Below are 13031 nucleotides of genomic sequence, written 5' to 3'. Positions count from 1 at the left end.
CGTTGACTCTTCATTAGCTCTCTGGAATCTATAAGAACATAACAGGAACAAGACGGATCGGAGAACGCCATGGCGCAGCACGCCCTGGCGCGCGAGCAGCTTTTTGCGCTCCGCGAAACCATCGCCAGACTGGAGGGAAGGCCCGCGCCGGCGCTTGCTGCAGCGGAACGGGAAGCCCTGGCGGAAGGACGTAAGGCCCGCCAGGAGCGCACGCTGCCGCCCCTGCCGTTTGGGGTGGAGTTTCTCGACGGGGCGCTGGAAGGCGGCCTGCCGCTCGATGCGATCACCGAATTCCGTTCCGCTCTGTCTCGCGATGCCGGTGCTGCAAGCGGGCTGGCGATGGCTGTGGCCGCGCGGCTGCAAAAACAGGAAGCGGATGCCGGTCGCCTTCTGCCGTTGCTCTGGATCGGCGATGCCGTCGGCACGCTGGAGGCCGGTCGTCCCTATGCTCCCGGGCTTCGGGATTTCGGCCTAAACCCGGAGCGGTTTCTCCATGCGGCGCCGCGCAAGCTGGACGAGGCGCTCTGGCTGGCGGAGGCCGCGGTGGAAAGCGCTGCCTTCTCGGCCATCATCTTCGAAGTGCGGGGCAATCCTGCCCATTTCGGTCTGACCGAAAGCCGCAGGCTCAGTCTCAGGGCGCATGCTGCCCGCCGTCCGCTCTTTCTTGTCCGTCAGGCCGGGGCGGAGGAGGCAAGCAGTGCGGCCTTGCGTCTGCATGTCGAACCGGCCCCGTCCGCTCTGCGGCCGTTGCCGGATGGATCGAAACTTTCCGGCAGCATCGGCAATCCAATTTTCCGTCTGACGCTGGAGAAGAGCCGCAATCCGGCCCCGCTCTCCTTTCTTCTGGAGTGGAATCCCCATGAACGCGAATTTCTCCCTGTCGCCGAACCAAACCTCGTTCGTCCTCCAGGCGAACAGTCAGCGCATTCTGGCGCTCAGCTTCCCGCATCTGCCAACGGACCGCATCGCCCGCAGGCGATGGGGGCTCTCCTGGCGTTCGAAAGGGCGTCCTGAGACGCCGCCTATCGTCTGTTCCGGCAAGCTCAACAATGCCATGCGGCTGACGGCACTGGACGAGCTGGCCGAGAGGTTGGGGCTGAGGAAGGAGCTGGGCGTTGCCGAAGCGCGCGCCATGTATCCGATGCTCGAGGTCGCGGAAGAGGATCCGGCGGCCGACCGCCGGTTGCTGGAGGCAATTGCCGACTGGTGCGACGGTTATACGCCGCTGGTGGCGTTCGACGGCAAGGACGGTCTGTTTCTCGATATTAGCGGCTGCGCCCATCTCTTCGGTGGTGAAAAGGCGCTTCTCAGGGATGTGCTGTCGCGGCTTTGTCATATGGGGTTCGATGCGCGCGGTGCAATTTCATCGGCGCCCGGCCTTTCCTGGGCCGTGTCCCGCTTCGGGCAGGGCGGCGTGATCGAGGACGAAGAGACGGAACATGTGCTGGCGCCCTTGCCGGTTGCAGCCTTGCGACTGGAAGGACAAACTGTCGATGCCCTGAAGAAACTCGGTCTGAAATATGTCGGCGACATCATCGAAGCGCCGCGGGCGCCGCTGACCCGCCGGTTCGGCCCGGAGCTGCTTCTGCGTCTCGACCAGGCGCTGGGACGTGAAGAGGAGCCGGTCTCGCCCCGGCGTCCTGTTGCCAGCCTCTCGGCCGAAAGCCGGCTGATCGAGCCCATCGGGACGGAAGAACAGATCCTTGCCGTCACCAGGCAGATCGCCTTATCGCTGCAGCCGTCGCTGGAGGCGCGGGGGGCTGGCGGGCGGGTGTTCGAACTGGTCCTGTTCCGCGTCGACGGCAGGGTCTTTCGTATCTCCGTCGGCGCTTCACAGCCGCTTCGCGAACCAAAGTTCATCGCCGGGCTTTTTTCTGAGCGATTGCAGGCGGTCTATGACGATCTCGATGCCGGCTATGGCTTCGAGATCCTGCGGTTGAATGTGTTGCAGCACGATCCCTTCAACGAGACGCAGGGTGATTTCGAGGGCGACCGTCAGGGAGAGATCTCGCTTTCGGCCTTCGTCGACCGGGTCTCGGCCCGGCTTGGTGCGGATTGCCTGCAAAGCTTTCAGCTCCGCGAGAGCCATGTGCCGGAACGCGCCGTCATCACGGTTCCTGTGATGGAGAGCCTTCCCAGGCGGAAGGCCGCGCAGGACATCCAGCTTCCTTTCCGCGAAGAGCGCCCGCTGCGGCTCTTTGCAACGCCGGAGCCCGTCGAGACCATATTTGCCGAAGTGCCCGATGGTCCGCCGCAGATCTTCCGCTGGCGGCGGATGCAGCATCAGGTGGCAAGAAGCGAAGGGCCGGAGCGGATTGCCATGGAGTGGTGGATCGATGGGGATGACGCCGAGGCGCGTGACTATTTCCGCATCGAGGATGAGACCGGACATCGCTTCTGGATCTATCGGCGGGGCTTTTATGGTCAGGAGCTTGACCCTCGCTGGTTCATGCATGGCGTGTTCGCATGACAACCACGCGCGCATTCTTTGAGATCGGCACAAGGACGAATTTCTCGTTTCTTGAAGGCGCCTCTGGCCCCGAGGAGATGGTCGTGCAAGCCGCTCATCTCCGGCTCGGCGGTCTCGGGATTGCGGACCGGAATTCGGTTGCTGGCGTGGTGCGGGCGCATGCGCAGGCGGAGCAACTTGAGGAGAGATACAAGAACAGGGATGAGATTCTGGCCGAAGCGAAGAAGGAAGGAAAAATGGAGGTCATCCTCGATCCTATCCGGGTTCAACCAGGCGCCCGTCTCGTCTTTTCCGACGGAACGCCTGATATCCTTGCCTATCCGCAAAACCGGCGAGGCTGGGCAAACCTCTGCCGTCTTCTGAGCGCCGGCAATCTGAAGGAGGAAGCGGTCAAGGGAAGCTGCATTCTGACGGAAGCGGAACTCATGGAATGGGGGGACGAAATGATGCTTGCCCTCGTTCCCGATCGCACCCTTGTCGATCATCAGGCGGCTCAGTCGACGCTGGAAGATTACCTGGAACGGTTTCGCAGACGCTTCCGCAAGGCTTTTTTTATGGCGCTGGCGCCAGCCTATGACGGCCGCGACAGGCAGGTCTTTGCGGTGCTTGCCATGCTTGCTGCCCGAAACCGTGTGCCGCTGATTGCCACCAACCAACCGCTTTACCATCATCCCGAACGCCGGCCGCTTTCGGATGTCGTGATCGCGATCCGGGAGCATGTACAGATAGCGCAAGCCGGTTTCCTGCTGGCGCCGAATGCTGAACGCTACCTCAAGGATTCACGTGAAATGGCCCGGATCTTCCGGGACTATTCTGGTGCGGTCGAGAATACGCAGGTATTTTTCGACAGCTTGACCTTTTCGCTGAAGGAACTGGAGCACAATTATCCGCCAGAAAACGATCCCGGCGAAACGCCGCAGGAGACTCTCGAAAGGCTGACGAGAGCGGGAGCGGTAAGACGCTATCCCGAGGGTATCCCGCCCAAGGTGGCGCAACAGATCGATTATGAACTGAAACTCATTGGGGATAAGAAATATGCCTCCTATTTCCTGACGGTGCACAGGATCATCCAGCACGCCCGCTATGAACTCAAGGTCTTGTGCCAGGGGCGCGGATCGGCGGCAAATTCGGTCATCTGCTATTGTCTCGAGATAACGGAAGTCGATCCCGAAAAGAGCACACTGCTCTTCGACCGCTTCATTTCCATGGATCGCGACGAACCGCCGGATATCGATGTCGATTTCGAGCATGACCGGCGTGAAGAGGTCATCCAGTTTATTTACAAAAACTACAAAAGAGAACATGCGGGACTGACGGCGGGGGTGACCACCTACCGCACCCGTTCGGCCGGCCGCGAGGTCGCCAAGGCCTTCGGGCTGTCGGAGGATGTCCAGTCGGCGATCAGCAGTCTCGTCTGGGGGTGGTCGGAGGACAATCTTTCCGAACGCGATGCCAAGGCGGCCGGCCTCGACGTCAAGGATCCGGTGACGCGGAACGTGCTGAAATATGCCTCCGAGCTCCTCGGCTTCCCGCGCCACCTCACCCAGCATGTCGGCGGCTTCGTCATCACGCGGGACCGGCTTGACGAAGTGGTGCCGATCATGAAGACGGCGATGCCGGATCGCTACATGATCGAGTGGGACAAGGACGACCTCGATAATGTCAAGATCCTCAAGGTGGATGTGCTGGCGCTCGGCATGCTGACCTGCCTGCGGAAGGCCTTCTCGCTGCTTGAATTGCATTACGACGTGAAGAAGACGCTCGCAGACCTCGGCAACAAGGAGCATGGGGATGAGGGCAAGCCGGTTTATGAGATGATGGGCCGGGCCGATACGCTCGGGGTCTTCCAGATCGAAAGCCGGGCGCAGATGAGCATGCTGCCGCGTCTCCGGCCGACGCGATTCTACGACCTCGTCATCGAGGTGGCGATCGTGCGGCCGGGTCCGATCCAGGGCGACATGGTGCATCCCTATCTGAAGCGCCGGGAGCAGCGGGCCAAGAACATTCCGATCGAATATCCGAGCAAGGAGCTGGAAACTGTTCTGGAAAGAACCCTCGGCGTGCCCTTGTTCCAGGAACAGGCCATGCAGATCGCCATTACCGCAGCAGGGTTCAGGCCGGCGGAAGCCGACAAGCTTCGCAGAGCGATGGCAACATTCAAGAGAACGGGTACGATCGGTAACTTCGAAAAGCGGTTCATCGAAGGAATGGTCTCAAAGGGCTATGCCCAGGAATTCGCGCAGCAGTGTTTCAACCAGATCAAAGGCTTCGGCGAATACGGTTTCCCGGAAAGCCATGCCGCCTCCTTCGCGCTGCTCGTCTATGCTTCCTCATGGCTCAAGGCCTATTATCCCGACGTTTTCTGTGCGGCGATGCTGAATTCCCAGCCGATGGGGTTTTATGCACCGGCGCAACTGGTGCGGGATGCACGCGAGCACGGGGTAAAAATCCTGCCGGTCGATATCAATGAATCGAACTGGGATTGCGGTCTGGAGGAAGCTGCCTTCGATCGGAATGCCATCGATTTCCGGCATGACAAGATGCGCGAGATCATCAAGACCCGACATGCGGTGCGGCTGGGTTTCCGGCAGATCAAGGGCCTTTCGACAGACGATATGGAACGGCTCGTCAGCAATCGAGGCGAAGGCTACAGCTCGGTCCGCGATCTCTGGCTACGGTCGGGTCTGCAGAAATCCGTCATCGAGCGATTGGCGGATGCGGATGCATTCCAATCCCTCAAACTATCGCGACGCGACGCGCTCTGGGCGGTGCGGGCGCTGGATGTGAAGAGTGCTGCCGAGGAGCTGCCGCTTTTCGAGCAGGTCCGTCATGTCGACCTCCAGATCGAGCCTGCGGCAAAGCTGCCGGAAATGCTGCCCGGAGAGCAGGTCATCGAGGATTATCGTTATCTCTCTTTGTCGCTGAAGGCGCACCCCCTGTCCTTCCTGCGCGAGGAATTGCGCAAGGCCGGTGTGACACGCAATGTCGATCTGTTGAAGGTCGCGAACGGAAAGAGGGTGACGATCGCGGGCCTCGTGCTGGTGCGCCAGCGGCCGGGTTCGGCCAAAGGTGTGATCTTCATGACGCTGGAAGACGAGACCGGCGTGGCCAATGTGATTGTCTGGTCGAAAATGTTCGACAAATACCGCTCGGTCGTGATGGGCGCCCGGCTGGTGAAAATCCGCGGCAGGCTGCAAAGCCAGAGCGGGGTGATCCATACCGTCGTCGAGCATATCGAGGACATGACGCCGGCGCTCGGTATCCTGCAACGCGAGGCCCGGCGTTTCGGCGTCTGCGAGCGGGCAGACGAGGTGCTGAGGCCGGGTGCCGATCAGCGGCAGAAAAAGCTTGTAAATGCGCAGGAGAGGGCCGAGCTGGAAAAACGGGTGGTTGCCTCGGGCCGCCATGCGGGCGCGGCGGAAACCGCTCAGGTGATGCCGCGCGGACGCAACTTTCATTAAAAATGCATCGCATCGATCAAGACCATGCGGCGCGCTTCAATTGCCTTATGGCGTCATCACCCTGAAACCGCTGCATAATCCCGGACGATATGCATGAAGGCATCACCGGACACCGCTATTCAATGATGCGGGGCTCGAATTTTTTCTTGACAGCCACCATCTTCTTTAGCAGAAAACACGATAGTCAGTGTCATGTTTGGAATGAAGACGTGCTTGTCTGCAGCTGCAATTACATAACCGATAAAGAAATCCGGGAGGTTATCACCAACCTTCTCGATGAAGACTGTTGGCAGCTTATCGTGCCTGCGAAAGTCTACCACGCTATGGAAAAACGCGGCCGCTGCTGCGGCTGTTTCCCCAACGTCGTCGACCTCATTATCCAGACAACCGAGGAATATCACGCCCGTCGCCACTCGACGGAGGCCGAAATATTTGATTTCATGTCCCGCTTGAAACAATTCCATGAGGAAAACAGGAGAGCGGACATTGAAAGGCGACAAAAAGGTCATCGAGCGGCTTAACGAGGCGTTGTTCCTCGAACTCGGTGCGGTCAACCAATACTGGGTTCATTATCGTCTTCTTGAGGACTGGGGTTACACCAAGCTCGCCAAGAAGGAGCGCGCCGAATCCATCGAAGAGATGCACCATGCCGACCGGCTCGTTGCGCGCATCATTTTCCTCGAAGGCCATCCCAATCTGCAGACCCTTGCACCTCTGCGCATCGGCCAGAACGTCAAAGAAGTTCTGGAAGCCGATCTTGCCGGCGAGTACGACGCCCGCGCGGCCTACAAAAAGTCGCGCGATATCTGTCATGACGCCGGCGATTACGTTTCCATGAAACTTTTCGAAGAGCTGCTGGCGGACGAGGAAGGTCATATCGACTTCCTCGAAACACAGATCGACCTGCTCGAGAAAATCGGCGAGAGCAAATACGGCCAGCTCAACGCCGATTCCGCCAACGAAGCCGAATAATATTCGAACGGGATGCCGGCCGCCTATGGCGGCCGGTGTTACCTATCGAATTATCAGCTGCCAGCCACCGCGATCGACTGCATCAAACCGGATTGAAACCGGTGCGCCTTATTTCCATCTGCTGAAATTAAATGGAACTGATCAATCGCGATCATGCTGTATCGATCAGTCTTCCGAATGTAGTGCTGCTAGATGCTGGAACTCGGCCACAACCTGGTCGTAGACGGCGCGCTTGAAGGGGACGATCAGCCCCGGCAGTTGCCGCATCGGCTTCCATTCCCAGGCATCGAATTCCGGCTCGTGGCCGCCAGGTGGCGGATTGATGGCGACCTCGCTGTCGTCGCCGTCGAAGCGGAAGGCGAACCAGCGCTGCGTCTGGCCGCGGAATTTCCCCCTGAGCCCGATGCCGATCAGTGCCGGCGGCAGATCGTAGTTGATCCAGTCTCTCGCTTCTGCAAGCAGGGTCACCGTCTTGATGCCGGTCTCCTCGTAAAGCTCGCGGTAGGCGGCGTCCAATGGATCCTCGCCCTTGTCGATCCCTCCCTGCGGCATCTGCCAGAGCTGTGGCGAGCCGTCATATTCGGAATTGCCGTCGGAGATGCGCCGCCCCGCCCAGACGAGGCCATCGCGGTTCAGGATCATCACGCCGACGCAGGGGCGGTAGGGCAGATCCTCGGCTTTCACGGTCGCCTGGCTCATCTTCTTCTCCGTTCTGGAATTCTTCTCAAGGATCCTCTCAAGGATTCTTGGGGTCGTTGGAAAGGGCGGCAACGCCGACGATCTCGATGCCGCGCATCGCGGCCTCCTCGCTCCACTTGGCGATGGCGTCAACGCTCTCATCGAAAGCCGAGGCGACGCCGATCGCCTGGCCGTTCTTGCGGGCGATGCGCTCGAGCTCGTCGAGCTTCTTCAGGACGGCGTTGATATCGAGCTGGCCGTCGAGCTGCAGGTCGGCGAAGGCATAGGGCAGTTCGGTTCCCTTGGCGATCGCCGCCGTCTTCGACTGCGCCGATGTGCCGTCGTCGAGAAACAGCAATCCGCGCTTGCCGATGTCGCGCATGACAGGCTCCATGGCGGCGGGATCAGACAGGAAACGGCCGCCGAGATAATTCATGACGCCGGTATAGTTGGTGATCTCGCCCATCGCCTTGTGCAGGTTCTCGATGTTGCGTGCGGCCGGTTTCGTGGTCAGCAGTGTTTCGGGGCCTGGATCGTTCGCCGGGTAATCAAAGGGTTCGAGCGGCACCTGGAGAAGGATCTCGTGACCGCTGCGGCGGGCCTCCTGCATCCAGCGCTGCAGGCTGTTGCCGCTTGCGGCAAAAGCGAAAGTGATCTCTTCCGGCAATTCCGCGATGGCGCGCTGCGTTCCCGTCTGGCTGAGCCCGAGGCCGCTGACGACGATGGCGATGCGGACGCCACGCGCGCCGGACGAGGGGCGCGCATATTGATCCATCGGCCGCCGGCCATCGGGGCCGATAATCGGCAGCCTGCCAAAAGGCGTCTCTTCGAGCAGTGCTTCATTGGGCTGGGCCGCCATGCGCGGATCCTGGCCGATCTGCATGGCGTCGACCAGCACCGGCCCGCCGCCGTCGCGCGGGCGAGGGCTGTATTTGGTGACGACCGAGCCGTCACCGGTGACCATCTGCTCGACATTGGCGCCCGAGCGCGGGTCGGCGCGGGGCATAACGTCCGCCGCTTGGCCCGTGGTGGCCGTCGGCGGCTGGGGGGTATTGGCAGGGGGTGTTGCGGCTTGTTCGGCCGCCGGCGGTTTGGTGCGTTCGAGCCCATCGCCGCGAAATGCCGTATAGAGGGAAAAGCCGCCTATGGCGAAAAGGCAAAGACTGGCGGCGATACGACCGAGGCGCAGGACACCTGGGCGCCGGCGGCCGGTTTTGCGGTTGCGGCCCAAAGGCGCATGGAGGTCCGTTCCCAATTTTTCGCCCGCTCCAAAACCGGGAAACAGCAGAAAGGGTCAAGGCCGAGCGAGTGCCCGGCCTTGACGTAATCGATTACTTGGCGACAACGGCCTTGTCCGGGTTCGGCGGGAAGGCCGGATCGGTCTTCTTGCCGCGCAGAAGGTCGAGCGCGTAGTTCAGCTGTACGTCGTCCTTCGGGTCCGGCGGGACGTAGGCAACGGAGCCCGAACCTTCGTCCGTCTCGCTCTGGCCCTTGATGTGGCCGCGCAGGCTGGATTCGCCTTCGGTCACCATCTTGCCCTGCAGTTCCTCCGGCAGTGGCTCCTCGACCTTGATGTCGGGGGCAATGCCGGTGCCCTGGATCGAGCGGCCCGACGGCGTGTAGTAGAGCGCCGTGGTCAGGCGCAACGCGCCGTTTTCGCCGAGCGGGATGATCGTCTGGACGGAGCCCTTGCCGAAGGAGCGCGTGCCGAGAACGGTGGCACGGCGCAGATCCTGAAGAGCGCCGGCGACGATTTCCGATGCGGAAGCCGAACCGCCGTTGATCAGCACGATCACCGGCTTGCCATCCGTCAGGTCGCCCGGGCCGGCATTGAAGCGGCGGGTTTCATCGGGATTGCGGCCGCGGGTCGAAACGACTTCGCCGCGCTGCAGCAGGGCATCGGAGACGTTGATCGCCTGGTCGAGCAGACCGCCCGGATTGAGGCGCAGGTCGAGAACATAACCCTTCAGCTTGTCGGCGGGAACGGTGTCCTTGATCTTCTTGATCGCCTTTTCCATGTCGGGATAGGTCTTCTCGGTGAAGGAGATGATGCGGAGATAACCGACATCGTCCTCGACACGCGACTTGACTGCCTGGACGGCGACGACGTCACGGACGATCGTCAGCTCGATCGGCTTGTCGGCACCCTTGCGGATCAGCGTCAGCTTGATCGGCGTGTTGACGGCACCGCGCATCTTCTCGACGGCGTCTTCCAGCTTCAGGCCGCGCACAGACTGGCCGTCGATCTCGGAGATGTAATCGCCGGCGAGAACGCCGGCCTTGGCGGCAGGCGTATCGTCGATCGGGGTGATGACCTTGACGAGTTCGTCTTCCATCGTAACTTCGATGCCGAGGCCGCCGAACTCACCCTTGGTCTGGGTGCGCATGTCCTCGGCGTCCTTCGCATTCATGTAGCTCGAATGCGGGTCAAGCGAGGAGAGCATGCCGTTGATGGCGTTCTCGATCAGCTTGTCTTCCGCAGGCGGCGTCACATATTGCGCACGCACACGCTCGAAGACATCTCCGAAAACCGAAAGTTCCTTGTAGGTCGAGGATCCGGCCGCTTCTGCCGGCACACCCGCCGAGTAAATGACGCTCATTGCGGTCGCACCCATCAATGCGCCGACCAGAACAAGAGAAGCCCTACGAATCATTGCGTGCCTTTCCAGTGTCTTTGGCGGTCCACCACGGCCGGGAATCGACCGGTTTACCGTCCTTTCGAAATTCAATGTAAAGCGTTGGCCGGTTCGTTTCCAGCGCCAATGCAGTTGCGCTTGCCACTCTTTTCGCGCCCATCACGGCAAGCGGCTCGCCGGAGAAAACGAATTTTCCCTGACGGGTATTGATCGTATCCATTCCCGAGAGAACCAGATGGTATCCATCGCCCGCGTCGAGGATGATCATCTGGCCGTAACTGCGGAATGCGCCGGCGAAAACCACCAGACTATCCGCCGGCGCCGTCACCACCGTCTCTGGATTGGTGGCGACCGTCATTCCCATGGCTTCGTGCCCGGTGCCGTCGGCATCGCCGAACTGGCGCAGGATATCGCCCGTAACGGGCACCTCCAATTTCGCCTTCAATTCTCCGAAGGGATATGCGGGCGCAATGCGGTTTTTATCGGGCACGCCGCTGTCGGCGAGCGCCTTGGCCTGGGCGCGCTGCTCGTCCGTCAGCAGCTTGCGGTTCTCCTCGGCCTGACGGGCGGCAGCGGCGGCATCCCGCACCGAAGCGATCTCGGATTCCATCGAGTCGACCAGGCCTTCAAGGCTCGTCGCCTTGCCCGCCAGCTCCTCGGAGCGTTTCCTTTCGGCCTCGAGTTCGGCGGCGTTGCTGCGGCTGAGCTTGTCGTTTTCGGCAAGCAGCAGGTCCATGCGCCGCTCTTCCTCGATGCCATCAGTCATCGTCGCGGTCAGCGAAATCTTCTCGGCAGCACTTGCGGTCTGCAATGCGGCGAGGCTTGCGAGGTCTGCGGCAAGCTTGTCGGTCTCCTTGCGGATGCCGGGCACGACGGCGCCGAGCAGAATGGCGCTGCGCACGGAGCCAAGCGCGTCATCGGGGGTGACGAGCAAAGCGGGCGGCGGATTGCGGCCCATGCGCTGGAGCGCTGCCAGCACCTCGGCCAGCAGGCCGCGGCGCTGATGCAGGGAACGGCGGATGCCGTCCTCCTTGACGCCGAGATCGGCAAGCTTCTTCTCGCTTTCGAGGATCTGCTTTTCGAGCGCCTTGCGGCGGGCAGCGGAATCGATGAGTGCCTGGCGGATGCTTTCCGTGCTCTTTTCGAGATCGGCGATGCTCTGCTGAAGCGCGCTCACCTTGTCGGTGGAGAGGCTGATCGTTTTCGACAGGGTTTCGAGTTCGGCACGGGTCTGGTCACGCTTGGCGGCAAGTTCGGCTGCCGGATCGGGCGGCGGCCCGGCTGCCGGCTGCGGTGCGGATTGTGCCGCCTCGGGCGCGGCATCCTGCGCCCGGACGATGAACGGGTTTGCCGACATGACAATCACCGCCACACCGACGCCAGCCGCGATAGCCGGCAGGATCATGCGGTGTCGCCTGGTGGATGCTCTCGTCATGCGTGTTGGGGCACTTTCTCAAATCGCGCGGAGACTAAGCTGATTTGGTAAGCTTTGCCAGAAAGTTTGCAGGAGAACGGGCTGCCTAGCAAAACACGGCTGCGTGACATTGCGATTGCCGACGCATCAGGCCGACGCGGCCTCAGACGCGGTGATAGGGGTGGCCGGAGAGGATGGTGACGGCACGATAAAGCTGCTCGGCGATCAGCGTGCGCACGAGCTGGTGCGGCCAGGTCATCTTGCCCAGGCACAGCGTGGCGTCGGCACGGTCGTAAAGCGAGGGATCGAGGCCGTCGGCGCCACCGATCGCGATGGTCAGCTCGCGTTTGCCCTGGTCGCGATAGGAGCCGAGCAGGTTTGCGAAGGCTTCGCTGTCGAGCGCCTTGCCGCGTTCATCGAGAAGAATGAGGATGCTGCCATCGGCAAGCGATTTCAGAAGCAACGCCGCCTCTTCACGCTTGCGGGTCTCCGCATTGGAGGCCCGGCTTTCGGCAACTTCGGCAACGCGGGTCAATTCGAGGCCGACGGCAGGCCCGGCCTTGGCGAAACGGTCGAAATAACGGGCGGCAAGATCCTTTTCCGGGCCGGACTTCAGCCGTCCCACCGCAAAAAGACCTATTCGCATTCATCCGCCTCCGCCCATGCGGCACATCGGGCGCGCACTGCGCCACCGGCCGGCTTATGATGTTTGCCGGCCAGCCAATGCCACGTCTCAGGCGCCGGACAGAATGCCGGCTCGCCTGTCAGTGCCGTGTTTCTTCATCCATATCCGGAGCCGCCCACATCTTTTCGATGTTGTAGAACTCGCGGATTTCGGGACGGAACACATGCACGATAATGTCACCGGTGTCGATCAGGACCCAATCGCCGCCTTCCTGACCTTCGACGCGGGCCGTACCGAGGCCGTCGTCCTTAAGGTCGGTAAGCAGGTGATCCGAGATCGCCATGACATGCCTGTTCGAGCGGCCGGAGACGACGATCATGTAGTCTCCCAGGGCCGATTTTCCGGCAATGTCGATGGTGACGATATCTTCAGCTTTGGAGTCCTCGAGGCTGGCGAGGACGGTTTCTAGGGCACGGGCGGCGGCATCGGCGCCACGTTCCGCACTCTTCGGGATAACGGCGAGCGTTTTTCCCTTGGCGTGTACTGTTGTCAGTGCTTTCCCTTTCCTGGAATGACAAACTATGCACAACACAGATCCGATCGCGACCGGATCATGGTTAAGATAGGCATCAAACCATTAATGTTTCAAGACATGCTAAGGTACAGAACGGTCGAAAATCCGATCTGCCGTTCGAATTGAAGTATTTGGCTGCTCGGGGCGGCCTCGTGCGGGCGGTGTACAGTTTCCCTGCCGCAGCGTAAAGTGCGGCAAATT

The 13031-nt window shown here is 61.1% G+C and carries 11 protein-coding genes; 5 read left to right on the top strand and 6 right to left on the bottom strand.

The annotated features are described in order from the left end of the window. The first annotated feature begins 69 nt into the window (after nucleotides 1–69). The 5 genes from RlegSU303_RS22430 (at nucleotide 70) to bfr (ending at nucleotide 6903) form a co-directional block, all read left to right on the top strand. On the top strand, nucleotides 70–1014 hold the full coding sequence (locus tag RlegSU303_RS22430; protein ID WP_231283325.1) for an ImuA family protein: 945 nt from the start codon (nucleotides 70–72) through the stop codon (nucleotides 1012–1014). Between the two features lie 40 nt (nucleotides 1015–1054). Continuing rightward, complete coding sequence (locus RlegSU303_RS22425; protein ID WP_231283832.1) at nucleotides 1055–2470, top strand: Y-family DNA polymerase; 1416 nt, start codon at nucleotides 1055–1057, stop codon at nucleotides 2468–2470. Next, nucleotides 2467–5931 carry an error-prone DNA polymerase gene (locus tag RlegSU303_RS22420; RefSeq protein WP_168279317.1) on the top strand — a complete coding sequence of 1155 codons (3465 nt, stop codon included), beginning with the start codon at nucleotides 2467–2469 and terminating at the stop codon, nucleotides 5929–5931. The genes RlegSU303_RS22425 and RlegSU303_RS22420 overlap by 4 nt, the downstream gene beginning before the upstream one ends. Nucleotides 5932–6053: 122 nt before the next feature. Beyond that, nucleotides 6054–6452 (top strand): (2Fe-2S)-binding protein, encoded by a 399-nt coding sequence (locus RlegSU303_RS22415; protein ID WP_017962586.1) that lies wholly within the window; start codon nucleotides 6054–6056, stop codon nucleotides 6450–6452. After that, a complete protein-coding gene (bfr, locus tag RlegSU303_RS22410; protein ID WP_003543950.1) occupies nucleotides 6418–6903 on the top strand; it encodes a bacterioferritin in 486 nt (161 codons plus the stop codon). Before RlegSU303_RS22415 ends, bfr begins: the two co-directional genes overlap by 35 nt. A gap of 165 nt (nucleotides 6904–7068) precedes the next feature. Here the strand turns inward: bfr and RlegSU303_RS22405 are convergent, their stop codons facing one another. From RlegSU303_RS22405 to rsfS, 6 genes are all read right to left on the bottom strand, one after another. Further along, nucleotides 7069–7602 carry an RNA pyrophosphohydrolase gene (locus RlegSU303_RS22405; RefSeq protein WP_131645104.1) on the bottom strand — a complete coding sequence of 178 codons (534 nt, stop codon included), beginning with the start codon at nucleotides 7600–7602 and terminating at the stop codon, nucleotides 7069–7071. A gap of 37 nt (nucleotides 7603–7639) precedes the next feature. Further along, the gene (locus tag RlegSU303_RS22400) at nucleotides 7640–8836 is read right to left on the bottom strand and encodes a divergent polysaccharide deacetylase family protein (RefSeq protein ID WP_131645103.1); all 1197 of its coding nucleotides are present in this window, start codon (nucleotides 8834–8836) and stop codon (nucleotides 7640–7642) included. A gap of 76 nt (nucleotides 8837–8912) precedes the next feature. Beyond that, the gene (locus RlegSU303_RS22395; RefSeq protein WP_065281649.1) at nucleotides 8913–10235 is read right to left on the bottom strand and encodes a S41 family peptidase; all 1323 of its coding nucleotides are present in this window, start codon (nucleotides 10233–10235) and stop codon (nucleotides 8913–8915) included. After that, a complete protein-coding gene (locus RlegSU303_RS22390; RefSeq protein ID WP_131708597.1) occupies nucleotides 10225–11622 on the bottom strand; it encodes a murein hydrolase activator EnvC family protein in 1398 nt (465 codons plus the stop codon). Before RlegSU303_RS22390 ends, RlegSU303_RS22395 begins: the two co-directional genes overlap by 11 nt. A gap of 172 nt (nucleotides 11623–11794) precedes the next feature. After that, nucleotides 11795–12277 carry a 23S rRNA (pseudouridine(1915)-N(3))-methyltransferase RlmH gene (gene rlmH, locus RlegSU303_RS22385; RefSeq protein WP_131708598.1) on the bottom strand — a complete coding sequence of 161 codons (483 nt, stop codon included), beginning with the start codon at nucleotides 12275–12277 and terminating at the stop codon, nucleotides 11795–11797. 118 nt (nucleotides 12278–12395) lie between these two features. Next, entirely contained in the window at nucleotides 12396–12839 is a 444-nt protein-coding gene (gene rsfS, locus RlegSU303_RS22380) for a ribosome silencing factor (protein ID WP_032984631.1), read from the bottom strand. Between the last annotated feature and the right edge of the window lie 192 nt (nucleotides 12840–13031).

The organism is Rhizobium sp. SU303 (assembly GCF_021052345.1).
Classification (GTDB): domain Bacteria; phylum Pseudomonadota; class Alphaproteobacteria; order Rhizobiales; family Rhizobiaceae; genus Rhizobium; species Rhizobium laguerreae.
The sequence above is the reverse complement of the archived record's forward strand: the minus strand, read 5'-3'. Positions and strand labels throughout refer to the sequence as shown.

Coding starts and splice junctions, on each gene's coding strand:
- RlegSU303_RS22430 (WP_231283325.1), top strand. CDS start 70: ATGGCGCAGCACGCCCTGGCGCGCGAGCAGCTTTTTGCGCTCCGCGAA.
- RlegSU303_RS22425 (WP_231283832.1), top strand. CDS start 1,055: ATGCGGCTGACGGCACTGGACGAGCTGGCCGAGAGGTTGGGGCTGAGG.
- RlegSU303_RS22420 (WP_168279317.1), top strand. CDS start 2,467: ATGACAACCACGCGCGCATTCTTTGAGATCGGCACAAGGACGAATTTC.
- RlegSU303_RS22415 (WP_017962586.1), top strand. CDS start 6,054: ATGATGCGGGGCTCGAATTTTTTCTTGACAGCCACCATCTTCTTTAGC.
- RlegSU303_RS22405 (WP_131645104.1), bottom strand. CDS start 7,602: ATGAGCCAGGCGACCGTGAAAGCCGAGGATCTGCCCTACCGCCCCTGC.
- RlegSU303_RS22395 (WP_065281649.1), bottom strand. CDS start 10,235: ATGATTCGTAGGGCTTCTCTTGTTCTGGTCGGCGCATTGATGGGTGCG.
- RlegSU303_RS22390 (WP_131708597.1), bottom strand. CDS start 11,622: ATGATCCTGCCGGCTATCGCGGCTGGCGTCGGTGTGGCGGTGATTGTC.
- rlmH (WP_131708598.1), bottom strand. CDS start 12,277: ATGCGAATAGGTCTTTTTGCGGTGGGACGGCTGAAGTCCGGCCCGGAA.